This window comes from Pseudomonas sp. QC2 (genome assembly GCF_002859085.1).
GTDB lineage: Bacteria > Pseudomonadota > Gammaproteobacteria > Pseudomonadales > Pseudomonadaceae > Aquipseudomonas > Aquipseudomonas petroselini.
Window position 1 is genome coordinate 38,757 of sequence record NZ_PKKS01000019.1, and the last position, 24,574, is coordinate 63,330.

The 24,574-nt window shown below is 58.0% G+C and carries 17 protein-coding genes; 8 read left to right on the forward strand and 9 right to left on the reverse strand.

Translation table 11 applies throughout. The features are described 5' to 3' along the window. The first annotated feature begins 138 nt into the window (after positions 1–138). Positions 139–6,069: a dermonecrotic toxin domain-containing protein gene (locus tag QCBJ_RS18115; protein WP_256581521.1), complete on the forward strand. Its 5,931-nt coding sequence runs from the start codon at positions 139–141 to the stop codon at positions 6,067–6,069. Here the strand turns inward: QCBJ_RS18115 and QCBJ_RS18120 are convergent, their stop codons facing one another. The 7 genes from QCBJ_RS18120 to acs all read right to left on the reverse strand — a co-directional run bounded on the left by QCBJ_RS18120 (position 6,070) and on the right by acs (position 13,968). Beyond that, positions 6,070–7,050 carry a GlxA family transcriptional regulator gene (locus tag QCBJ_RS18120; RefSeq protein WP_015885478.1) on the reverse strand — a complete coding sequence of 327 codons (981 nt, stop codon included), beginning with the start codon at positions 7,048–7,050 and terminating at the stop codon, positions 6,070–6,072. It abuts the gene before it with no gap. Positions 7,051–7,193: 143 nt separating this feature from the next. Next, positions 7,194–7,958 carry an ABC transporter ATP-binding protein gene (locus tag QCBJ_RS18125; RefSeq protein WP_003214336.1) on the reverse strand — a complete coding sequence of 255 codons (765 nt, stop codon included), beginning with the start codon at positions 7,956–7,958 and terminating at the stop codon, positions 7,194–7,196. Between the two features lie 27 nt (positions 7,959–7,985). After that, on the reverse strand, positions 7,986–9,098 hold the full coding sequence (locus tag QCBJ_RS18130; protein WP_102061278.1) for a succinylglutamate desuccinylase/aspartoacylase family protein: 1,113 nt from the start codon (positions 9,096–9,098) through the stop codon (positions 7,986–7,988). Position 9,099: 1 nt separating this feature from the next. Beyond that, positions 9,100–9,798, reverse strand: a complete 699-nt coding sequence (locus QCBJ_RS18135) for an ABC transporter permease (protein ID WP_015885480.1) — start codon at positions 9,796–9,798, stop codon at positions 9,100–9,102. Further along, positions 9,795–10,484 carry an ABC transporter permease gene (locus QCBJ_RS18140; RefSeq protein WP_015885481.1) on the reverse strand — a complete coding sequence of 230 codons (690 nt, stop codon included), beginning with the start codon at positions 10,482–10,484 and terminating at the stop codon, positions 9,795–9,797. The genes QCBJ_RS18135 and QCBJ_RS18140 overlap by 4 nt, the downstream gene beginning before the upstream one ends. A gap of 91 nt (positions 10,485–10,575) precedes the next feature. After that, complete coding sequence (locus QCBJ_RS18145) at positions 10,576–11,361, reverse strand: ABC transporter substrate-binding protein (protein ID WP_015885482.1); 786 nt, start codon at positions 11,359–11,361, stop codon at positions 10,576–10,578. A gap of 651 nt (positions 11,362–12,012) precedes the next feature. Next, positions 12,013–13,968, reverse strand: coding sequence for an acetate--CoA ligase (gene acs / locus QCBJ_RS18150; protein ID WP_015885483.1), 1,956 nt, complete (start codon positions 13,966–13,968; stop codon positions 12,013–12,015). 413 nt (positions 13,969–14,381) lie between these two features. Between acs and QCBJ_RS18155 the strand changes: the two genes are divergently transcribed. Together QCBJ_RS18155 and QCBJ_RS18160 are read left to right on the forward strand one after the other, a co-directional pair. Further along, entirely contained in the window at positions 14,382–14,651 is a 270-nt protein-coding gene (locus tag QCBJ_RS18155; protein ID WP_093545463.1) for a DUF2790 domain-containing protein, read from the forward strand. Between the two features lie 577 nt (positions 14,652–15,228). After that, positions 15,229–16,479, forward strand: a complete 1,251-nt coding sequence (locus QCBJ_RS18160; RefSeq protein ID WP_102061279.1) for a ribonucleotide-diphosphate reductase subunit beta — start codon at positions 15,229–15,231, stop codon at positions 16,477–16,479. Between the two features lie 73 nt (positions 16,480–16,552). On the opposite strand, the gene QCBJ_RS18165 is transcribed toward QCBJ_RS18160, so the two are convergent. Further along, positions 16,553–18,370, reverse strand: coding sequence for a deaminase (locus QCBJ_RS18165; RefSeq protein ID WP_102061280.1), 1,818 nt, complete (start codon positions 18,368–18,370; stop codon positions 16,553–16,555). A 370-nt stretch (positions 18,371–18,740) separates the two neighbouring features. Here QCBJ_RS18165 and QCBJ_RS18170 point away from each other — a divergent pair, with 370 nt between their 5' ends. The 3 genes from QCBJ_RS18170 (at position 18,741) to QCBJ_RS18180 (ending at position 20,849) form a co-directional block, all read left to right on the forward strand. Continuing rightward, positions 18,741–19,319, forward strand: a complete 579-nt coding sequence (locus QCBJ_RS18170) for a Bro-N domain-containing protein (protein WP_102061281.1) — start codon at positions 18,741–18,743, stop codon at positions 19,317–19,319. Between the two features lie 99 nt (positions 19,320–19,418). Next, positions 19,419–20,132, forward strand: a complete 714-nt coding sequence (locus tag QCBJ_RS18175) for an HNH endonuclease signature motif containing protein (RefSeq protein ID WP_046036440.1) — start codon at positions 19,419–19,421, stop codon at positions 20,130–20,132. A gap of 72 nt (positions 20,133–20,204) precedes the next feature. Further along, positions 20,205–20,849 (forward strand): HAD-IB family hydrolase, encoded by a 645-nt coding sequence (locus QCBJ_RS18180; RefSeq protein ID WP_102061282.1) that lies wholly within the window; start codon positions 20,205–20,207, stop codon positions 20,847–20,849. Positions 20,850–20,993: 144 nt separating this feature from the next. Here the strand turns inward: QCBJ_RS18180 and QCBJ_RS18190 are convergent, their stop codons facing one another. Further along, the gene (locus tag QCBJ_RS18190) at positions 20,994–21,953 is read right to left on the reverse strand and encodes a LysR family transcriptional regulator (RefSeq protein ID WP_102061283.1); all 960 of its coding nucleotides are present in this window, start codon (positions 21,951–21,953) and stop codon (positions 20,994–20,996) included. 193 nt (positions 21,954–22,146) lie between these two features. Here QCBJ_RS18190 and argH point away from each other — a divergent pair, with 193 nt between their 5' ends. Further along, entirely contained in the window at positions 22,147–23,574 is a 1,428-nt protein-coding gene (argH, locus tag QCBJ_RS18195) for an argininosuccinate lyase (protein WP_046036443.1), read from the forward strand. A 118-nt stretch (positions 23,575–23,692) separates the two neighbouring features. Beyond that, the gene (locus QCBJ_RS18200) at positions 23,693–24,571 is read left to right on the forward strand and encodes an amino acid ABC transporter permease (protein ID WP_102061284.1); all 879 of its coding nucleotides are present in this window, start codon (positions 23,693–23,695) and stop codon (positions 24,569–24,571) included. Positions 24,572–24,574 lie beyond the last annotated feature (3 nt).

Below are 24,574 nucleotides of genomic sequence, written 5' to 3' on the forward strand. Positions count from 1 at the left end.
AGCGTCGCAATGGCGCAGTTTAAACGTTCCACGCCGTCTTAGGCAGCGGGAATGCCGGCAGGTTATTTATCTACCGCCGAGTGCCGGCGCCGGATTGCTTTGCTGACAGCCTTCTTGATCATGCAAAGGACCGCGCTCGTGACCCCATCCTCCATCCCCCTCCACACCCCGCCCTTGAACGCCTACGCCGACGTGCATGAGGAAACCCTCAAACAGTCGATACCCGCCTGGGTCATCAACGCCTCGCCAGCCAAGCGTGCGGCCCTCAGTCGCGGGCAAGCCGCCATTGCCGACTGGTACAAAACCGCAACCCCCAGGGAACATGACACCCTCAAAGCCCTCGTCGGGGCGGCCTGGGTCGCGCAAAACCAGGTGGATCAGGCGATGAACAACCTGCTGTCACCCGCCGATTTTGGCGCTCCACTGCTGCAACAGTTACTCAAGCAGCGCTTCGGCATGGACCTCGATGTACGGGCTACCTACCTGCGGTTTTACGTGCCCCAGACTGTCCCGTGGTTTCCCATCCGCACCGGCGCAGCCCGGACCTGGACCGTCTCCCTGCTGGACGCCGCCTTGCATAACTTCGAAGCGGGTGAAGCCTTTGAAGCCCAGTCGGGCTTCATCACGCAGCCGCGCCACGATGGCCAGTTCGAGCCTTTGCCCACGCTTGACGCACGCATCAGCGTGGCCCAGTTCACCGCCCTGTGCCGCGAACTCGATATAGGCGGTCGGTACCAACACTACCTGGATCAATTCTTCGATGCCCGGAACGCGGTGGCCGTGACCCGACTGCGACTCAAGCTCGACACCACCCACAAAGCGGACCTGGCCGTTGCCCTGCAAATAGCCTGGATGAAAAAAGACCTGCTCGACGACCAGTCCTTTGTGCTGTTGCAACGCCTGCTCAGCCCACAAAGTGGCGGTAAACCCGGCGCGCCCCTGCAGTGTTACGACCTGAGCATCATGTCGAGCACACTGACCGGCATCGTGCTGTTTTCGCAGAGCCTGGGCAGCCGTCACGACGTTCCGATGATCGCCTACATCCCGGACGACCCCTACGCGCCGCTCAAACAATACCCCTCCCCCGCCGCCTTCATGAAGGCCTTGGGAAACAACTTGCGCACCGTCGAGTATCAACAGTTTTTCAGCCGTTTCATCCACCACGACGAGCGCGGGGAGTTTTTCGCCGACCTCAATCACCGACTGTCCCGCGTCACCTGGCACCCACACACACGGGGCGACCCGCTGCCGACGTGGCGCGACACGCCTATCGACAACCCTCATCTGACATTCGGTGGCCATGTCATCCAAGGCGACCTATTCCAACACCTGTACCTGCAAAAGCTCAACAAGGTGTACCGGGACGCGAAAGCCCTCGCCGTGTCCACCGCCAGCGTCGATCAGAAGGTGCGCTGGGAGCGCTGGAGCGTCTTTCAGAAAATTGCTTCGACGCTGCTGCAAATCGCCGCCTTTATTGCTGCGCCCTTTATTCCGCCGATTGGCCTGGTGATGCTCGGCTATACCGCCTACCAGATGCTCGATGAAGCCTTCGAGTGGATTATCGACTGGGCCGAAGGCGAGGTCAGCGAAGCCTTCAGGCATTTGCTGTCGTTCGTCGAACAGGGCATACAACTGGGGCTGTTCATTGCGGGTGCGCCTTTGGCCACTGGCGCCTTGCGCAAGCTGCTACCGCCCGAGGCCTGGGCGTTTTTCGAGCGTCTCAAGCCCGTGATATTGCCAGATGGCCAGGCGCGCCTGTGGAAACCCGACCTCTCACCCTATGCCCACGACCTCACGCTGGCCAAGCACTCCTACCCCAACGTGCAGGGCCTGCACCCCTATAACGGCATAAAGGTACTGCCCCATGCCAAGGGCATGCTGGTGGTACAAAGCGACCCGATCACCGAGCAGCCTTACCTGCAACATCCGTCCCGGCCCAACGCGTACCGCCCGCCCTTGACCACCAACGGCAAGGGTGCCTGGCTGACCGAGTTGGACCGCCCCCTGAGTTGGGACAGCCAGACCCTTATGCAACGCCTGGGCCCGCACACCCAGGGTTTGACCCACGAACAACTGGCCAATGTGCGCCGCATCAGCGCTACCGAAGAAGGCGCGTTACGCAAGATGTACGCCACCGGCCATCCCCCGCCCGCGCTCCTGCTCGACACCCTGGAACGTTTCAAGATCGACCAGGGCTTGCAGGACTTCATACGGCAAATGAGCAGCGATGACCCGCAGGTCTATGGGCATGCCGACATCCAGACACAACTGCAACTGCTCACTAACCTGGGCCAGTGGCCCAAGACCGCGACCCTGCGTTTTGTCGATGCCCAAGGTCAACGCCTGTGGGAGTTTGCCGGGGATAAACAGGCCCGCGTCATTCTGATCCAAGAAGCCCAACTGCAAAACGGGGACCTGTTGCACACCCTGCTCGACGCCCTTGATGAGCCGCAGCAAAAGGCACTGCTGGGCGAATACTTCGGTGACCCGACCCTGTCCACGCGAGCGCGCGCCGCCAACCTGCGTAAAAAGCTGGCCGGCCTGGCCCGATCACACCGCACGGAACTCTTCGAGTCACGCTACCTGCTCCTTGACCGCCCTGCGGACGCGCGGCAAAAAGTGCTGGTCGACGCCACTCCCGGACTGCCTGCCAGCGCCGCCGAGGCCATACTGCACAGCGCAAACAGCGAGGAACTGCAACAACTCGACCAAGACACGCTGGCGCCACGCCTGGCGGAACTGGCCAAAACACTGCAGGAACAAGCCCATCTCAATCACACCTACGAAGGCCTGTTCCTGGACGCCGTCGACGACCTCGACACCCACCGGCTGGCCCTGCATTCCCTCGAAAGACTGCCAGGGTGGACAGGCACCGTGCGCATGGAGATCCGCCGACCGGCACCGGCCTCTACGCTCATCGACGCGATTGGCACACCGGCAGCGCCCACCCTTAGAACCCTGATTCGCGAACCTGATGGGCGTTACACCCCACACGACAGCGAAGGCCCGCTGTTTGGGCAGACGGATCTGTACACCGCCATGCTCCAGGCCCTTCCCGACAGTGAACGCGATGCCCTGAGCCTGCGAATCGGTCAAGCCCCCCAACTCAAGCAGGCACTGGCTGCCCACGCACTGGAGCGTGCACCGCTGAAAAAACTGATCATCGCCCACCCCGCGCCACCACCCCGCGACACCCGCACGCATCTGCGCCTGCTGGGCATGGACGGCTATCGTGCGGCGCCCGGGGAGTCGAGCGCCGGCCCGAGCCACCGGCCTTCCCTGGAAGAACAGGCACAACAGCTCTTCCCTGCGCGCACCGCCGAACAAATCAGCCAACTGATTCACAACTTGCAAACCCACCCCGGTGGGGCTCAACCGCGACTCACTGCACTGAAGCAGGAATATCAACAGCTGGGCCGAGACCTGGACACCTGGGTGGTCAACACCCCCCGGCTATACCCCGGTACCGAGGTGCGCATCAGCCGTTCGGAGTACGGAAACAACAAACAAAATCGACACCTTTGGGCACAAGAGCTCAGACGCTGCTGGCGCCAGGAAACCGAAGTCGACCCGTATTTCGACGTGCCCGAGCGAAACGGCCAGGTACTGACGCTGCTCCACCCCGTCTCCGGCGAACTACCGTCGCTACGGGTGCGCTTCGATCACATTTCCAAACTGGAGATCACCGGCCGTGGCGAGGCATTGGAGGTTGATACGTTTCTACAGCTGTTCCCCAGGCTTCGTCATCTGAGCCTGAGGAAGATCCGACTCCACAGCCTCCCTGGGACGATCGGTACATTGGGGCATCTAAATGCGCTGATCCTCAGCGAATGCAACATCACCCTGACACCCATCAGCCACATCACGTTGACCACCCTCAGCCGGCTCCGGGCCCTGGACCTGTACAACAACCCCTTGGGCCTTATTCCCAACATCGAAAACCTGCCTGAGCTACGCGACCTGGACCTGTCCTCCACAGGCATCACGGCGCTACCCACGGGACTTTTGAGCCGCCCTCAACTGGAACTGGCCGTGCTATCCGACAACCAGATCAGTGAACTGCCGGCGGCTTTTTTCGAGCTGCCCGGCGATACCCGAAAGGAGTTCGACCTTTCCAACAATCCACTTTCCCTGCAGACCCTGGAGCACGTCAAAGCCTACTTCCTGAGGACCGGCCGCCACTGGGACATCGATGCGCCCAGCGAGGAGGTCGAGCAGGTCAATACGCTGTTCCCGAGCTTCAGCACAGACGAGGTCAACCGCCTGATTTTCGGCTTACCCGGAAACCTGGAAACCGGCCGAGTCGAACTGGCCCGCCTGCATCAGCAATACCAAGGCTTGAATAGCGACCTGAACCGCTGGGTCAGCAGTGCGGCATCCCCCGAGGAACAAGCCCGGCGCCTGGCCTTCCAGCACTCGCTCCAGGCGTGCTGGCGGCGGGAAACCCCGCTGGACAACAACAGCCCTCAAGCCATTCCTACCTACACGCTTGAGCATCTACAGCCGATTGAAGGTGAGTTCCCGCCGCTGGACAGCGTATTCAGCCACGTATCCGCGCTGCGGCTGCAAGGCGAAGACGGTCCGTTCCCTTTGCACTCAGCCCCGTTTTTAAGGGGTTTCCCGACACTCAATCACTTGTCGATTGGGCATTACACAATGGGCGATATTCCTGGCCCGCTGCTCGAACTGCCGCAGCTCACGTCTTTAAGCCTGCGCTACTGCGCACTCACCTTGTCTGCCGACAGCGCGGCCTCACTTGTCACCCTGGACGCCCTGGATTTACTCGACCTCAGCCACAATGCGCTGGAATGGGTGCCGGAATTCGGCCGCTTACCACGGCTGTCTCGCCTCAACCTTGAACATACCGGCCTCACTCAAATTCCCGACAGCTTGCTGACACCGGTAGCGCGCACGCAGATCAACTTGAGCGGTAACCGGATCACCCAGATTCCCGACGCGGTATTCAAGCTACGCCCCGAGGTGACCGGCGCCTTCGACCTGTCCCGTAACCCCCTGACAAACCAGGCACTGGCGCAGGTCAAACGCTATTGCCAACGAACCGGCGAACACCTGAAAGCCGACCCTCCTACCGCACTGAGCGAGCGGATCAAGGCCCTGTATCCCACGTTTACCGACAACGAAGCCAATCGCTTTTTCTTTGAATTACCCGGCGACCTGGAAGCAGCGGCGCCGGCGATTGAAGGCCTTGAACGCGAATTCCACCAACTGATGACCGACCTGCAGCAATGGGCCCTGGATATCCCCACACGACACCCCATCCTGGACGTTCCGCTGGACGCTGTGATGCGGGCTCAGGAGCAATTCAACCGCCTGGCCTTCAAGGCACTGCTGGAAGAGGCGTGGCGCAGGGAGACCGAACTGGACGAAACCAACGGCGCCATCACCCACAGAATAGTGTTCGAGAGTCCATTGATGGGGGCGTTGCCGGAACTGTCCGCACGCTTCGACCATGTTTCGCTGCTGGAACTGGGAGGCGAAGGCGCCACCACAAACGTCGACGGGCTCCTACAGCGCTTCCTGCAACTCGACACCCTGATCCTGTCCAAACTCGGCTTGGGCGCTGTTCCCCAGCGGGTATTCGATATGCACAGGCTGACCAGCCTGACCCTGGCGGAGTCCAACATTCGACTGACGGCTGCCAGCGCCGATGCACTGTCAGGCATGAGCACCCTCAGGTACCTTGATTTGAGCGAAAACCCGCTGGGTATCACGCCGGACGTCAGTCAGCTCAACCAACTGGATTCGCTGTACCTGCAGGACACCCAGATCAGCGAAATCCCCCGCGGCCTGTTTGAATTGCGCGAACTGGGCGTGCTGGACTTGAGCGACAACCTGATCACCGAGATACCGGCAGACATCATCGACCTGGCGCCACGGCTCAACGGCGCGTCCGACCTGAGCGGTAACCCGCTGTCGGTGCAAAGCCTGGAGCATCTGCGCCAGTGCTATTTACTCACCGGTAACGACTTCGGCATCAGAGAGGCCACCCAGGATGCCGCCGGCAACCCGTTGGTGCGACCGGACGCCACTGAACCCATGGAGGAATAATCAGCCGCGCTCGGAGGGTACCGACGACAACTCGAATGGGCTGCTGCTGCGTCGCTGGTTGCGGTCTTCGCGAGGGGTGGCGCCGAAGAAGTTGCGGTAGGCGCTGGAGAAGTGCGGCCCCGAGGAGAAACCGCACGACAGGCCGATCTGGATGATCGACTTGCTGGTTTGCATGAGCATCTGGCGCGCTTTGTTCAGGCGCAATTCCAGGTAGTACTGGCTGGGGACACGATTGAGGTACTGCTTGAAGATGCGCTCGAGTTGTCGTCGCGACACACACACGTGCTGGGCGATTTCGTCGGTGGTCAGCGGCTCCTCGATATTCGCTTCCATCAGCAACACCGCCTGGGTCAGCTTCGGATGGCTGGAGCCCAAGCGGTTTTGCAGAGGGATACGCTGGCGCTCGCCGCCTTCGCGGATGCGCTCCACCACCAACTCTTCGGACACCGCACCGGCCAGTTCGGCGCCGTGGTCACGGGCGAGTACCGCCAACAGCAGGTCGAGTACCGACATGCCACCGCAGGCGGTCAGGCGGTCGCGGTCCCAGTCGAACAGATGGCTGGTGGCGATGACTTTGGGGAAGCGTTCGGCGAAATCGTCCTGCCAGCGCCAGTGCACGGCGGCGCGGTAGCCATCGAGCAAACCGAGTTGGGCCAGCGGGTAGACACCGGCCGATAGGCCGCCGATCACGCACCCGGCGCGCACCAATTGCTTGAGCGCAGTGCTCAGTTGTGACGCGATCACGGTCGGCGGTTCGTCCGCCAGCAGGAACAGTTTCTGGAAGCCCTCAAGCTTGCCGGCCCACGGCACGCCCGGCAGTTGCCAGTCGCCTTCGGCGGGCGGTTCGGCCTGCAGGAACGAGAGTTCATACACCACATCCGGATGCACCCGCTGAGCAACGCGCAAGGCCTCCTCAGCCAGCGCAAGCGTCAGTGCTTTTGTGCTGGGCCAAATCAGGAAACCAATTTTGTGGGCGGTCATGGAGTGCTATCCGAAGCCTGTAACAGTAATGAAGACAAGGGCCAATGCTAGCCCGTAAACCAACACAAATCTCAAAAACAATGAAGATCAATGTGGGAGGGGGCTTGCCCCCTCCCACACAGAGCCAACCCCACAAGCAGGAATTATTTCAAGCTGCCGGACAGGAACTGCTGCAACCGCTCGGACTGCGGGTTCACCAGTACTTCACGCGGGTTGCCACGCTCTTCGACGATGCCTTTGTGCAAAAACACCAACTGGTTCGACACTTCACGGGCAAAGCCCATTTCGTGGGTCACCACCACCATGGTGCGGCCTTCCTGGGCCAGGTCCTGCATCACCTTGAGCACTTCGCCGACCAGCTCCGGGTCGAGGGCCGAGGTGGGTTCGTCGAACAGCATCACCTCCGGCTCCATCGCCAGGGCACGGGCAATCGCCACGCGCTGCTGCTCGCCGCCGGACATGTGGCCGGGGAACGCATCCTTACGATGGCCCACGCCGACTTTGGCCAGGTAGTGCTCGGCCTTTTCACGCGCGTCTTTCTTCGACATGCCCAGCACGTGCACCGGTGCTTCCATCACGTTTTCAAGCGCGGTCATGTGCGACCACAGGTTGAAATGCTGGAACACCATGGACAGGCGCGAACGCATGCGCTGCAGTTGCTTAGGGTCGGCGGCCTTCATGGCGCCGTCCTTGTTGGCCACCAGCTTCAGCTCTTCATTGTTGAGCAGGATCTTGCCGGCGTGGGGTTGCTCCAGCAGGTTGATGCAGCGCAAAAAGGTACTTTTGCCTGAACCACTGGAACCGATGATGCTGATCACATCACCGGCCGCGGCGGCCAGGGACACACCTTTGAGCACTTCATGACTGCCATAGCGTTTATGCAGGTCTTGGACTTCAAGTTTGTACATGCGGTCGGTTCTCACAAAAACAGGTGGTCAGTCGTTGAGCAAGCGCCCGTGACGCAGCGCTTCGCGCCCCGCCACCTTGGCCAGCCAGAAACCCGCTTGGGCATAACGTAGCCGTTCAACGGCAAACAACACCCCCGAGGTGCCCGCGCAAATCGTGCTGACGCGGTCTTCCAAGGGGTCAATCACTTCAAAAATCGGCTCGCCTTTTTCGACCACATCACCGGCTTTACGCAGGTAACTGATCACCCCGGCGTGGGGCGCGAACAGCAGTTCGGTGCCTTCAAACGGCAGGCCTTCACAGGGTTCGAACTGCGGCGCGGGCCATTCCCCCTTGATCAAGCCCTGCTCGGCGAGGAACGCGAGGATGCCTTCGGCGTGGAAGATCGCTTCATCGCGTCCGGTGTCGGCTTGGCCGCCCAGTTCCAGCGTCGTCGCCAGACAGGCCAGCGGGATCTGCGCCCCAGGGAACGCCTGGGATAAACGCAGCCATGGCAGCGAACAGGCCTCATCGAACGAACTGCCGCCGGAGTCTTCCGCCAACAGGCCGACTCTCACATTCAAGTGCGCCGACAGCGAGCGCCACTGCGGCCAGTGCTGCGGCAGCGCGTACATGTGCAGCGCGGCTTCGGCATCGCAATGCAGGTCGAGCACCACATCGGCGGTGCACGCGTGGCGGAGCAGGATGCGCTGCATGCCCTGCAACTGGCTGCTCGGCTCTGGCAATGCGCTGAGCACATCGTTCATGGCCTGGCGGATCATGCGCACGTTGGCATGAGGATCATCGCCCAACTTGCCCTTGAGCAGCTCAGTGACCGGCTCGCTCAACTCAACAAAATCGCGGTTGAAGTTCTTGCCGCTGCCCACTTCGAAACGACCCTGGTGGCTGCCTTGCAGCAACTGGCCAAGGCCCATCGGGTTGGCCACCGGCACCAGCTCGATCACGCCGTTGAGGGCGCCTTGCTGTTCCAGTTCGGTGAGACGCTTTTTCAGCTCCCAGGCGGCGCGCATGCCGGGCAATTCATCGGCGTGCAAGCTGGCCTGGATATAGGCCTTGCGCTCGCCCTTGCCGAAACGGAATACGCTCAGCTGGCGCTCGCAGCCCAGGTGGCCCCAGGGCAACAGGTGATCGATACGTTCCATATCAGTGCTTCCGTGGAGCCAGGTAGCTCAGCCAGCGGCGCTCGGCCAACTTGAACAGGCGCACCAGGATGAAGGTCAGGCACAGGTAGAACACACCGGCGGTGATATAGGCTTCGAACGGCAGGTAGAACTGCGCGTTCACCGTGCGTGCGGCACCGGTGATGTCGATCAGGGTGACGATGGACGCCAGGCTGGTGGTCTGCAGCATCATGATCACTTCGTTGCTGTACTGCGGCAGCGCACGGCGCAGGGCCGACGGCAGCAAAATGCGGCGGTACAGCTTGTAGCGCGACATGCCCATGGCCTTGGCCGCTTCGATCTCGCCGTTCGGCGTGGCCTTGAGGCTGCCGGCAATGATCTCGGCGGTGTAGGCGCTGGTGTTGATCGCAAAGGCCAGGCACGCGCAGAAAGTCGCGCTGGACAGCAGCGGCCACAGGACGCTTTCGCGCACCGCCTCGAATTGGGCCAGGCCGTAGTAGATCAAAAACAGCTGCACCAGCATCGGCGTGCCGCGAATCACATAGGTGTAGAGCCAGGCCGCACCGTTGACGATCGGCTGCTTGGACACGCGCATCAAGCCCAGGGGCAAGGCAGCGAGCAGGCCGAAGAACAGCGAGATGGCGAGCAGTTTCAGGGTGGTCAGCAGGCCGCCAAGGTACAGCGGCATGGCCTCCCAGATGACGTTGTAGTCGAAGATCATAGATCAGCCGCCCTTACGCCTACCGAGTAGCGCTTCTCAAGAGAACGCAGGGCCAACAACGACACGCTGGTGATCACCAGGTACATCGCCGCCACTGCGAGGAAGAAGGTAAAAGGCTCGCGGGTGGCATCTGCCGCCTGCTTGGCCTTGAACATCATGTCTTGCAGGCCCACCACCGAAATCAGCGCAGTAGCCTTGGTGAGAACCAGCCAGTTGTTGGTAAAACCAGGGATCGCCAGCCGGATCATTTGCGGCACCATCACCCGGAAAAACACCTGGAAACTGCTCATGCCATACGCAAGGCCGGCTTCGGCCTGACCCTTGGGAATGGCCATGAAGGCGCCGCGGAAGGTTTCCGACAGGTAGGCGCCGAAGATGAAACCCAGGGTGCCGATACCGGCGGCCAAGGGGTTCAAGTCGATATAGTCGTCGTAGCCGAGCATCGGCGCGACGCGGTTGAGCAGGTCCTGACCGCCGTAGAAAATCAGCAGGATCAGCACCAGGTCCGGGATCCCGCGGATCACCGTGGAGTACAAGTCACCCAGCCAGGCCAACCAGCGCACCGGCGACAGGCGTAACGCGACCCCGATCAGACCCAGAACAATGGCCAAGGCCATGGACGACAAGGCGAGCTGAAGCGTCAACCATGCGCCATCGAGGATGACGGCCCCGTAGCCTTTCAACATGATTCAGGTCCTCGAAAAGGGGGATGAAAAAATGGCGCAAACCGCAGGAATTCTGTTGCTTGCGCCATTTTGGACAGACCGTTGCGACGATTTACTTAGGGTCAGCGCCGTAAATATCGAAGTCGAAGTACTTGTCCTGGATTTTCTTGTACTCACCATTGGCACGGATCGCGGCAATGGCTGCGTTGATGCGGTCCAGGTTTTCCTTGTCGCCTTTACGTACAGCGATGCCGATGCCGTCGCCGAAGTACTTGGGGTCGGTGAACTGTGGGCCCACGAACGCGTAACCTTTACCGGCTGGGGTTTTCAGGAAGCCGTCTTGCAGCAGGGTAGCGTCAGCCACGGTGCCGTCGAGGCGACCGGCTTCCACGTCCAGGTAGATTTCGTTCTGCGAGCTGTAAGGCACAACCGTGGCGCCTTTAGGGGCCAGGACTTCCTTGGCGAAACGATCGTGGATCGAACCGCGTTGCACGCCGATTTTCTTGCCCTTCAATTCATCCAGGCTGTCGCTGACGGTGGTGCCTTCCTTCATCACCAGTTGCGCTGGGCTCAGGTAATAGCGGTTGGTGAAGTCCACGGACTTCTTACGGTCTTCCGTGATGGACATGGACGACAGGATCGCGTCGATCTTGCGCACTTTCAGCGCTGGGATCAGGCCGTCGAACTCTTGTTCGACCCAGGTGCACTTCACGTCCATCTGCTTGCACAGGGCGTTGCCGATGTCGTAGTCAAAACCGACGATGCTGCCATCGGGCGCTTTGGAAGCAAACGGAGGGTAAGCCGCTTCGATACCTATTTTCAGAGGCTTGCCTTCAGCGAAAGCCTGCATGGACAGCACGGACAGCGCCAGGGCGCCCAACAGCACGAGTTTCTTCATCTTGGGACTCCATCGGTATAGGGCAAAACAGCAGTATGAGCCATGGCCCACGATGCGACGTAAGGGAAACCGAATTGCGCTGCTGCGTCCTACACCAGTTACACACCGGAGACGACGAGCGAGTGATCGGCATTCTAACGACAGGCCGGAAGCCGATATTTCCTCAATGCGACAACAATTTACAGAAGCACCGAGAAAGCGGTTCCAACTCATTGACAGCCTCTGGATTTTATGCAGAGACAAAAGACATTAAACCTGTAGACGCTGCAAATTGCGGGCCTATTATTCGCAAACCCTTCTAGCACGGCAAGTGTGGCGTTTAATCTTATTTCTGGGGGTGTCTGGAACGCGGTTTTTCGGGGCATGGGCGTAGCACATTGCCTCATGTCTGGGCGCGAGGTTACACATTCAGGGCTGGCGGTAACATTCAGAAACGCCCTACACGAAAAACCGATATTTATTTGACTGGCGCAGATCCCATGTGGGAGGGGGCTTGCCCCCGATAGCGGTGGACCAGCGCCAAATATGGCCACTGACACACTGCCATCGGGGGCAAGCCCCCTCCCACATTTGATCTCCATTGGTTTCAAGATCCCACAAAAAAGCCCCACCCGACTCACGCCGGATGGGGCTTGGTCCCACTAACCCGCGTTACGCGACGTTCATGGTCTTGTGCGTCTCAATCAAATGCGCCACCACGCCCGGATCCGCCAGGGTGGAGATATCCCCCAACCCGTCATACTCGGCCGTGGCAATCTTGCGCAGAATCCGCCGCATGATTTTCCCCGAGCGCGTCTTCGGCAAGCCCGGCGCCCATTGGATCACGTCCGGCGAAGCAATCGGCCCGATCTCCTTGCGCACCCAGTTTTTCAACTCCAGGCGCAGCGCTTCGTTCGGCTCTTCGCCATTTTTGAGCGTGACATACACATAGATGCCCTGCCCTTTGATGTCGTGCGGCACACCGACGACGGCCGCTTCGGCAACTTTCGGGTGCGCAACCATCGCGCTTTCAATCTCGGCGGTGCCCATGCGGTGGCCGGACACGTTCAACACGTCGTCCACACGCCCGGTGATCCAGTAGTAACCGTCCTCGTCACGCCGCGCACCGTCACCGGTGAAGTACATGCCACGGAACGTCTTGAAGTAGGTGTCGACGAAGCGGTCATGGTCGCCAAACAGCGTACGCGCCTGGCCTGGCCACGAATCGAGGATCACCAGGTTACCTTCGGCGGCGCCTTCGATCAGGTTGCCGAGGTTGTCCACCAGCGCCGGCACCACGCCGAAGAACGGGCGTGCCGCCGAACCCGGTTTGAGCGCATGCGCGCCCGGCAATGGGCTCATCATGTTGCCGCCGGTTTCGGTCTGCCACCAGGTGTCGACGATCGGGCAACGGGATTGGCCGACGTTCTTGTAGTACCAGTCCCACGCCTCTGGGTTAATCGGCTCCCCCACCGAACCGAGCAAACGCAGGCTGCTGCCATCGGCGCCTTCAACAGCGGCGGTGCCGGAAGCCATCATCGCGCGGATCGCGGTCGGGGCGGTGTAGAGAATATTGACCTTGTGCTTGTCGACGATCTTCGCCACCCGCGTGATATCCGGGTAGTTCGGCACGCCTTCGAACAGCAAGGTGGTCGCGCCATTGGCCAGCGGGCCGTAGACAATATAAGTATGGCCAGTGACCCAGCCGACGTCGGCGGTGCACCAGTAGATTTCGCCTGGGCGGTAGTCGAACACACGCTCATGGGTCAGGGCCGCATACAACAGGTAGCCGCCGGTGGTGTGCTGCACGCCCTTGGGCTTGCCGGTGGAGCCAGAGGTGTAGAGGATGAACAGCGCTTCTTCGGCGCCCATCTCTTTGGGCGCACACACGGTGCCCGCCACTTTCATCAGGTCTTCGTACCAGATGTCGCGATGCTGGTTCCACTTGATCTGGCCATTGGTGCGCTTGCACACGATGACCTTCTGGATGCTGCTGGTTTCCGGGTTGGTCAGGGCGTCGTCGACGTTGGCCTTCAGTGGAATTTTCTTACCGGCGCGGATGCCTTCGTCTGCAGTGATCACCACCTTCGACTTACAGTCGATGATGCGACCGGCCAGGGCCTCCGGCGAGAAACCGCCAAACACCACCGAGTGAATCGCACCGATGCGGGTACAGGCCAGCATGGCGACCACGGCTTCGGGGATCATCGGCATATAGATCGTCACCACGTCGCCGCGGTGCACATCCTGGCCACGCAGGGCGTTGGCGAACTTGCAGACTTCTTCATGCAGCTCGCGGTAGGTGATGGTGCGGCTCTCGGCAGGGTCATCGCCCTCCCAGATGATCGCTGCCTGGTCGCCACGCTCGGCGAGGTGACGGTCCAGGCAGTTGTAGGAAACGTTCAAGGTGCCATCGGCAAACCACTTGATGTCGACATGGTGATCGTCGAAAGAAGTCTGCTTCACCGTGGTGAAAGGCTTGATCCAGTCGAGGCGCTTGGCTTGCTCGCGCCAGAAGCCATCGGGGTTGACCACCGACTGCTGGTACATGGCCTTGTAGGTTGCCTCGTCGGTCAGCGTGTTGGCTGCTACTTCGGGGCGAACGGGGTACAGGGAAGCCGCACTCATCTTTCTTACCTCGGTGACATAGTTGTTGTTGTATGGCCCTGTTGTAGCCGGGGCTGGCCTATAGAACCATTCGACGATGGTAGTAACAAGCCCCTACAAATTGCCCTGATATCCCCTCCTGCACCTCTAGCCCGCGGCCTGCGGCGCTTCGCAGCATTGTGAAAAAAGCTTTACCACAGGATTGTTACAAAAACCGCCAACAGTGTTTATCAAAAGTACGGGTATATGAATATAACCTGAGGGCCTAAAATCACTTCCGCCAACACGGCACTTTAGTTAAATACAGCAGTGATTAACAACGCAACAGCCCCCACGAAGGCAACGTTAATCCGAACTTCCCAACTCTTAAGTTACACACGTGGCCTCACAAGGGTCCCGTGACCCCTTTCGCCCTGAAGAAGGTAAATAGAGAAATGAAAGCTTTAGTAGTTATGGCCCTCAGCAGCCTGTGCGCCACCGCCGCCCTGGCCGACGAAGCCCCGACTGACGTAGCTGGTCGCAACACCCCGGTCGTTGAGGACTACACTTACAGCACCCATCTGGACGTAGCAAAAGTACTGTCCATGAGCAACATTCCAGAAGTATGCGAAGTTGTACCGGTAAAGATGGAATACGAAGACTCACAAGGTCAGCGTCATATTCTTAATTACCATGTGATGGGCAATGGTTGCTCTAACGGGTAATAACTTGGTTATTTAGATTCAACTCGGATCTTGGTCGCCGCAAGAAATCGATCTTGCGGCCAAGAACCGACCCCAAGCCCGACACCGCCCAAATGTGGGAGGGGGGCTTGCCCCCGATAGCAACAGCCGCCACACCCACCCTATAAAGCCTGACTCACCACTCCTCTCCCCGCCCTACAAAAAACATCCCGCCGCCCGTCAAAAAAATCCAACAGCAGCAAAGCCTTATAAACCCGCACTCTGGCCGAAAAACACGCCATTCGGGCCCGTCTCCGTGACCATCCGCCTCAACACAAACCGGTTTTTTTCCCCTACAATGCGCGGGTAAATCGGGCCTGCAATATCCCTTTACACAGGGATGAAGAGCCAGACCTGAGGCCTCCGCTGGAGCAAGCACCTACCGCTCCGCCCCTCAAGCCTCACGCAGAGCACCCGTTACCCTATTGCGTTTAATGCCTGCGCTAGCTGCTGCAACAAACGATTCCTTAAGATCCACCGCGGCCCTGGGGCCGTGTGAACACCCAACCATCCGGTTTCACACGGGCACCTTGAGCCCTCACGCAGGAGACGACACGTCATGCTGAGCTGGGACGAATTCGACAAAGAAGAAGACGGCGAAGTAGCCACCAAAGGCGCCAACGCCGGCCACGCCACCGAAGCCAACATGGACCGCCTCGACGGTGCCGGCGCCGCCGCCGCGCTGGAAGCCCGTAACGTGACCGCCAACGACTCCGCTGCGATCATCCGCGCCAAGGCCGCCCTCGACAAACTCGACGTCGCCGAAGGCCTCGCCGAACTCGAAGGCTCCGCCGCCCGCGTCGCCGTCGACGAAAAGCGCATGATCAACTGCCGTGCCGACCTCAACCAACTCGTGCCCTTCAAGTACGACTGGGCCTGGCAAAAGTACCTCGACGGCTGCGCCAACCACTGGATGCCGCAAGAGGTCAACATGACCGCCGACATCGCCCTGTGGAAAAACCCCGAAGGCCTGACCGACGACGAACGCCGCATCGTCATGCGCAACTTGGGCTTCTTCTCCACCGCCGACTCCCTGGTGGCCAACAACCTCGTGCTGGCCGTGTACCGCCTGATCACCAACCCGGAGTGCCGCCAGTACATCCTGCGCCAGGCCTTCGAAGAAGCGATCCACACCCACGCCTACCAGTACTGCATCGAATCGTTGGCCATGGATGAAGGCGAGATCTTCAACATGTACCACGAGATTCCCTCGGTCGCCAAAAAGGCTGCCTGGGGTCTGAAGTACACCCGTTCGATCTCCGATCCGAAGTTCGAAACCGGCACCGTCGAGACGGATAAAGAGCTGCTGCGCAACCTGGTCGCCTACTACTGCGTCCTGGAAGGCATCTTCTTCTACTGCGGCTTCACCCAGATCCTGTCCATGGGCCGTCGCAACAAAATGACCGGCGTGGCGGAACAGTTCCAGTACATCCTGCGCGACGAGTCGATGCACCTGAACTTCGGTATCGATGTGATCAACCAGATCAAAATCGAAAACCCGCATTTGTGGGATGCCGAGATGAAGGAAGAAGCGACCCAGATGATTCTGCAAGGGACGCAGCTGGAGATTGAATACGCTCGCGATACCATGCCACGCGGCGTGTTGGGGATGAATGCGGCGATGATGGAGGATTACCTCAAGTTCATCGCTAACCGTCGCCTGTCGCAGATTGGGTTGAAGGAAGAGTATCCAGGGACGACGAATCCGTTCCCGTGGATGAGCGAGATTATGGACTTGAAGAAAGAGAAGAATTTCTTTGAGACCCGGGTGATCGAATATCAGACTGGTGGGGCGTTGAGCTGGGACTAAGCAAATACATAGCTAATAAAGACCCTGAGCTAGCTCAGGGTTTTTATTAACCAAAAACATGATTATTCAATAGCTACGCCTTAGCCTCAGCGACAGCCAATCTTAGGGCATCCAATTCCGTCATCAGTAGTTTATTCATGCGCTCTAGTTCAATATTCCTCTCCTTCAGTACCGCCTTAGACGGCTTATCTGAATTATGATAGCTAGGTATATCAAAAGCTAACTCCAGCTCATCTTTATAAGGCATCAATGGCTGATACAGCTGATAAAACGCCCTCCCAACAGCACCTTTAAAAAGCTCAAGCTCAGGCTTATTTTGTCCCGATGACAAAATATGCTGCGTTGCGATACCTGGATACGGATCTATATAAACTATCTTCTTCAAGCCTAATTGATACGCTTTTTTTGCACAGAGTTCACAAGGGCTTGCCGTGGTGAACAGCACACCACCAGCCAACTTCTGTCCTCCATGCTTCGCTATCTGCATAAACGCATTTTCTTCAGCATGCAGCGCTCGGGTATGAACCTGATTTTTCTCGCCCTCAATTTCATTTTGAACGCTTTTGAAGCAGAAAGAAAAATTCCTATTAGACTCTTTATTTGTTGCAATTAGCTGAGAGTATTTTGCAGAGACCGCCTCTCTAAAAACGGGAGACTTCAACTCATACTCACTATAGTCAGTCTTATTTCTCCCCTCCAGAAGATCCTCAGCGCTTCTCAACATGCAAGGAGTTTGTCCCTGCGGAGTATTATTCCAACCAATTGCCTTGACACTATAACTCTCATCAGTAACAACTGCTCCAACCTGCCGAGAGATGCATCCTGAACTCTGCTTTGCCGTGTATGCGATCTGCATGCAGCTTTCGATTGAGGTTGGCATGACTAAACCTGGATGCATCATCAAGGTGACATACCAAGCTAACTGACTGACTAAATCATTATGAGTAAATTCACTATTTTTCGAGTTATAAATATGTATATCAGAAATCTCAATACACTCTTGTACGTTCTGTGCAACAAATTTTTTCATGCCTGAAATTTTCTCGGGATATTCCTTATCATCCAGAATTTTTATTTCGTGATCAGATAGTTTTCTATATCCTCTAAGGCTATTCAATCTTTCTAAATTTGACGTATTGATTGAAACCAAATAAAAATTTGCATATCGCCGCTTAAGGAAAAATGCCTCATAGGGATTTCTGATTGCATCTATTACGATCCGGCAAGGCACTTTATCTAAGCGTGCTTTCTTATGAGCCAACTTAATCAAAACATTCAAATGTTTTGGAAAATTAAAAATCTCGGCCGCTACAAAATCAGAGCTATTTGCCGCTCCTGAAGATCGAACGTTATCACCAGCTTGTTGATAAACCTGTGTAAATCTTGCCCTTCCTAAAAACCCCATAAAAAGATTGGTAACCTTGGGCATTTCTACGAAGTACAGTTCAAAATTAGCATTTATACGTTTATCTTCCGTAGAGTCACGCGTCTCTTCAACACTCAAAACTCTAGTTCGAACCTCACTCAGAGTTGAAGAAAAACTAGCGACTTCAACATCAGATACTGGAGCAGTGAAAGAAAATCGATTTATATACTCGCAAAACTCACAATCAGACAATAAAAGTAAATGATATGTAATAAGGCTACTGGCTTCAATTCTATAAAATGGTGCCCAACTCCCACCGTCAATATACCTCTTTATTATCTTATGTTTTTTGAACTCGTTACGGGTCAACCCTTCATACCCCTCACTAGGTATGTCGAGCCGTTCTTCACAGAGTATCTTTGCCGCTGTAGTACACCCAGACCCGGTACGACCAGTCATACCTATAATCAGAAAATCCTTTGCATCCTCATAGATATTATCAACTACCAAAGAAGTGCTCGACATCCCTGAAATCTCCATTTTCCATTTAAAATAGCGATTTAACGATGCATTACATTCACACCGCTACCCGTCCATATGAAACCGTTGCTGGCAAAAAGCCTTTATATATTCGCACACTTTTCCAATTGTAGAAATCTCCGACAGTGAAACAGGAATATGTCGTTATTGTTTTCATAAGCCAGCGGCTCTACTCTGGGCTTCGGTGCCTAAGAAACGCCCAACGTGGAAGCGACGTCTCACTCACACAGCAGAACACTGCCTGACCTAAAAGGCGGAATAATGCTGCGCTGAGGCTTAGCCAGTTGGAGTTTCTTAAATCCGCTCTCTACGTTGGGCCCTGGCCCTTCCGAAAATCACGTAGAGGTCATAGGAAATGCCTAGTCCATATCAGCTCGACTTACCAGCCACCAAGAAGGTAGTTCTACCTGCGCCTTCAATTGCCATTATTTTCACCCGACAAAATCTTCTTCTACATGCCCTCCTTTTAGAAAACCAACCGTGGTTCTGCGCGCGCGACCTCGGTCGCTTGATGGGCTGCTACCTAGATGAGCGAACGACTCGAAAGCTCGATGACGATCAACGGCAATACCTGAAGTTGCTGTTTCACGGTCAACCGGAAGAAATGCTGATGATCAGCGAATCCGGTGCATATGCACTGCTGGTCTATCACTACGCACCAGAGAACCGACGACTACGCAGTTGGCTCACCCACGAAGTCGTCCCGACGTTGCGGGACGAGCGTCAGCCACGAACGGTGGAGCGACCACTATTGAGCCTGTTGGATTGGCCAGAGATGTCGCTAAACCTTCTGCATTGGCAGGATGAAGGCTGGATACGTCTTAGGGATATGCCGTATTTGTTGGTGAATCGAACCTATCGCAGAGAGCCGGTAAGAACTCCGTGGTGGCGAAAGCTCATTCAACCGTTCCGAACGAAGCAGCGAATTTACTGACGTAAATGACCGCCAAAGCCCAACAACGCGTAGGAAATTTCGTAGACGCCATAATGGCTACTCAGTATCGTCCGAGGGTTTTCTACCCTCGGCGGCTGTATGGATATTACGAAAGACAAAACGGACTGGAACGACGCGGAACTGGCAGCAGCGGTCGAAGCGTACTTAAAGATGTTGGCCTGGGAAAAGAGCGGCCAACCTTTCAACAAAGCGCTCGAAAACCGCCTTCTCCGTGAAGGCCCGGTGGCAGGCCGTGCAAAGGGCTCCATCGAGTTCCGCATGCAAAACATTTCCACCGTGCTTGTGCGTATGGGCTGGGACCGCATAGAAGGCTATAAGCCTGCAAAGAACGTGGGCACAGGCGTAGAGCAACGTATCCGCCAAGCCCTCGCCGCACAGGGTGTATTCGAATCCGACGACGCCGCCCAAACAGCGGATGAGCAAACGCTTATCCGCCGCGCGTCCAAACTGCAGCAGCAACCTTTCCCTAAGCTACCGGACGGCATTGCCCAGCCCCAGAAGGTATCGACCGTCAGCACGGCCTTCGTCCGCGATCCAAAGGTCCGCGCCTGGGTGTTGAAAGAAGCCAAAGGCATCTGCGAAGGCTGCGGCTCAAACGCGCCTTTTGAAGTCGACGGTTTGCCATTTCTTGAAGTACATCACGTCAAGCACCTCGCCCAGAAGGGTTCGGATCGCATCTCCAATGCTGTAGCCTTGTGCCCCAATTGCCATCAGCGTTGTCACCGGTCGAGCGATCGGGATGCCTTCACCGAGGGGCTTTACGCCAAAGTCGGAAGATTGGCACGGGAGTAAACTCCTGCTGTCACACCTGATGCACACTCAAAAAATACTAGATAGGACCGAGGCCAACCCGTGAACCCAGACATGCTCGAAGCCGGCCCCGCTGACGCCAAAGTACTCTCCGTCTTTGACTTCGACGGCACCCTCACCCACCACGACAGTTTCGTGCCGTTCCTCAAGTTCGCCTTTGGCACCGGTGAGTTTTATGGCCGGATGGTCAAGCTGGCGGTGCCAGGTCTGCGCTTTTTGTTGCAGCAGATCAGCCGGGATGAGTTGAAGGCGCAATTGATCCGCACCTTTATGACCGGGGTGGAGAAGGCGTGGGTGCAGCAGAAGGCCGAGGAGTATTGCCAGCGCAATTGGGCGCGGTTGATGCGGCCGGCCGGCGTGCTGTCGGTGGAGCAGGAGTTGGGTTCGGGGGCGGTGGTGACGCTGTGTTCGGCGTCGCCGGCGTTGGTGTTGCAGCCGTTTGCCGATCGTCTTGGGATCAAGTTGATTGGGACTGAGCTTGAGGTGGTGGATGGGGTGCTGACCGGTAAGCTCACCGGGAATAACTGCCGGTGTGAGAACAAGGTGCTGCGGCTTGAGGCGGTGTACGGCGATTTGGGCGAGTATCGGCTGCGGGCCTGGGGCGATACGCGTGGGGATCGGGAGTTGCTGGCGGCGGCGCAGGATGCGCATTTTCGGCATTTTCATGCGAAGAAGAAGCGGGCGAAAGTGCTGCGCTGATCATTGTGGTGAGCGGGCTTGCCCCGCGCTGGGGCGCGTAGCGGCCCTAAAACCAAACGCCGCATTCTGTCTGACAGCATGCGGCGTTTTTATTGGGACTGCTGCGCAGCCCAACGCGGGGCAAGCCCGCTCACCACAGGTTGATCAAACAGAGGCCTTGAGTTCTACGCCCAACGCCGTCGCAAAGGCTTTTACCATCGGGCTGCGCGGGGCGTTATGGCGCAGGATCAGGTTGAAGGAGGTGCTCAGGTGCACGTGCTCCGGGCACAGTGCGCGCAGGCGCCCTACCCTTACCAGTGGCGCGGCGTAGTGTTCGGGCAGGAAGCCGAGGAAGCGGCCGGTGAGGATCAGGATCGCGACGGCTTCGACTTGCGAGGCCGAGGCGGACTGGCTGTCATAGTTGACGAAGTTGGCCTTGTCGCGATGGATCGCATACCGGTGGTTGACCACTTCATATTGGCGCAGCACCTCGGGCGTAATGTCGTTCGCGGTGAAGAGCGGGTGTCCTACGGCGCAGTAGGCGTGGGCCTTTTCTTCGTACAGCGGGAAGTAGTCGAATTCTTCGCGGCGCTGGTAGACGGGGACGATGCCGACAATCAAGCGCCCTTCCACCACGCCACGTTCAACTTCGTCCAATTGCGAGGCATGTAGGCGCAGTCTAATCTTTGGCGATTCGCTATGTAATTTCCCCAACGCGGTAATTAGCGGGGAATTAACGTCGGACACGGTGTTATCAATAACCCCCACACTAAGGTCGCCGATCAGTTCGTTTTGCGCCGAACTAAGCTTGTCGCGAAAACTGTCCACCGAGGTAAATAACTCGATGGACGCCTGATACACCAACTTGCCTTCTTCGGTCAGCCCAAACCCTTCCCTGCCCCGTGTGCACAGGCGCATGCCGATGCGAATCTCGAGGTCAGAGATCTGTTTGCTGATGGCTGCCAGGCCCACGTTCAGCTCGTTTTGCGCGGCGCTGAAGCCGCCGGCTTCGACCACGGCCATAAATACCCGCAGCAATTTGAAGTCCAGCCCGCTCAGTTGCAGGGGCGGTCGTGTGCCGGGTTTTGGCGGTAGGTTTCCAGAAGTGGAAAGTGGAGTTTCCATAATACGCGTTGACCTCAAGTGCCATATTCAACAGGCTTCAACCCAGTCCTTGAACATAGCCAGGCGGCGATAATGAACATAAACAACCGCCCTTGGCAACCTTGAATACGGCGCGTCAGACGCTGATTCAGTCTAGTTGAAAACTTATTTTTACTGCCTCCGACTCTTCTAAAAACAAGCGTGAGGAATACCCATGTCCCAGCCCACCGACCGCCTTTGGGGCGCTCGTTTCAAGACCGGTCCGTCTGCTGCATTGGCCGCGTTGTCGCGTTGCCCTGAGCGCTATTTTCGCCTGACGCCCTACGACCTCGCCGGCTCCCGTGCCCATGCCCGTGAGTTGCAGCGCGCCGGTTTGCTGGATGAGTCGGAGACCTTGCGTACCCTCGAAACCCTGGAGGGGATCGGCGCTGACTTCGCTGCCGGCCGCCTGCATCCGACCCTGGATGACGAGGACGTGCACACCTTCATCGAACGCGTATTGACCGAGCGCCTCGGCGCCTTGGGCGGCAAGTTGCGCGCCGGGCGTTCGCGTAACGACCAGACGGCCAATGACCTGCGGCTTTTCCTACGCGACCATGCGCGCACCATCACTACCGAGGTGCTGGGTCTGCAACAGGCGTTGGTGGAGCAGGCTGAGCAGCATATCGAGAGCATCTGCCCCGGCTTTACCCATTTGCAGCAGGCGCAGCCGATTGTGTTTGCCCACCATTTGCTCGCTCATGCGCAGTCGATGCTGCGGGATGTGCAGCGTTTGGTGGATTGGGATGCGCGTACAGCGCTGTCACCGTTGGGTGCGGCAGCCATGGCCGGTTCGGCGATTGCGCGCCAGCCGGAGCATTCGGCCAAGGAAATGGGCTACACCGGGCCGTGCGAAAACTCGATTGACGCCGTCGCCAGCCGTGACCATGTGGCGGAGTTTCTGTTTGTGGCGGGCATGCTCGGGGTGAATATTTCGCGGCTGTCGGAGGAGTTTTGCCTGTGGTCGTCGCGCCAGTTTCGCTGGGTGGTGTTGGACGATGCCTACGCCACCGGCAGCTCGATCATGCCGCAGAAGAAGAACCCGGACATTGCCGAATTGGCGCGGGGCAAGGCTGGGCGTTTGATTGGCAACCTGACCGGGTTGATGTCGACGCTCAAGTCGTTGCCGCTGTCGTACAACCGCGATTTGAGTGAAGACAAGCACAGTGTGTTGGACAGCGTGGACACCTTGCTGCTGGTACTGCCGGCGATGGCCGGGATGGTTGCGACCATGAAGGTGCAGGTGGAAGAGCTGCGGCGCCAGGCGCCGATGGGCTTCACCTTGGCGACGGAGGTGGCGGATTGGTTGGCCACCCGTGGTGTGCCGTTTAAAGAAGCCCATGAGATTACCGGCGCGCTGGTGCAGGCCTGTGAGAAGCATGAGATTGAGTTGTGGGAAGCCTCGCCGGCGATGTTGGCGGAGGTGGATGCTCGGTTGCTGCCTGAGGTGCGGGACTGCTTGACCCTGGAGGCGGCGATTGCGGCGCGCAGTGGGTGGGGTGGGACGGCGCCGGAGCGGGTCAGGGAGCAGATTGGGCGGTTGAAGGTGGCGTTGGCTGAGCAACAGCGATGGGCTGAGAGTTATCAGGGGTTTCGGATGTAAGCCTGGGAGATTTGTAGTGTTTGGGCTGGCGCTTTCGCAGGCAAGCCAGCTCCCACATTGGATCGGGTTTTAACTGTTGGATCGAGTAGAGCGGTAATCGCTTTTTTGGAGAATCACCATGAACCAAACCCCGGCCAAGCGCTTGGAAATAGAGCGCAAGTTGTCCGAGAACCAGTTCGATATCACGCAGTACGAACACGTGCCGCGTCGCTATTACGGGCGGATGTTTTTTGCCACGTTGATCGTGATCGTATTGGCCGCGCTGTTGCGCGCATTCGCCAACGGCCAGATCGAATGGTCCTACATCGGTCAGTTCCTTACGTCTGAGGCCATCCTCTGGGGCCTGGTGAACACCATCGTCATGTCGATCCTGGCGATGGCGCTGGGCGTGGTGATCGGGGTGATCACGGCGATCATGCGCATGTCGGCCAACCCGATCCTGCGGTATGTGGCCATTACCTACACCTGGCTGTTCCGTGGCACGCCGTTGATTCTGCAGTTGCTGCTGTGGTTCAACTTGGCGCTGATTTTCCCGGTGATCGCGGTTCCCGGCCTGTTCAGCATCGACACCGTCGACCTGATGACACCGTTCGTGGCCGCCCTGCTCGGCTTGAGCATCAACCAGGGCGCCTACACCGCCGAGGTGGTGCGCGCCGGCTTGCTGTCGGTCGACACCGGCCAGTACGAAGCCGCCAAGTCCATCGGCATGCCGAGCCTGCAAGCGCTACGTAGGATCATTCTTCCGCAGGCGATGCGAGTGATCATCCCGCCTGTAGGCAACGAGTTCATCAGCATGGTGAAAATGACTAGCCTGGCCAGCGTGATCCAGTACTCGGAGCTGCTGCACAACGCGCAAAACATCTACTACGCCAACGCCCGGGTCATGGAGCTGCTGATTGTGGCCGGCATCTGGTACCTGGCGGTGGTGACTGTTCTTTCATTTGGTCAAAGCCGCCTCGAGCGTCGTTTTGCCCGCGGCGCCGGCAAGCGTTCGTAAGTT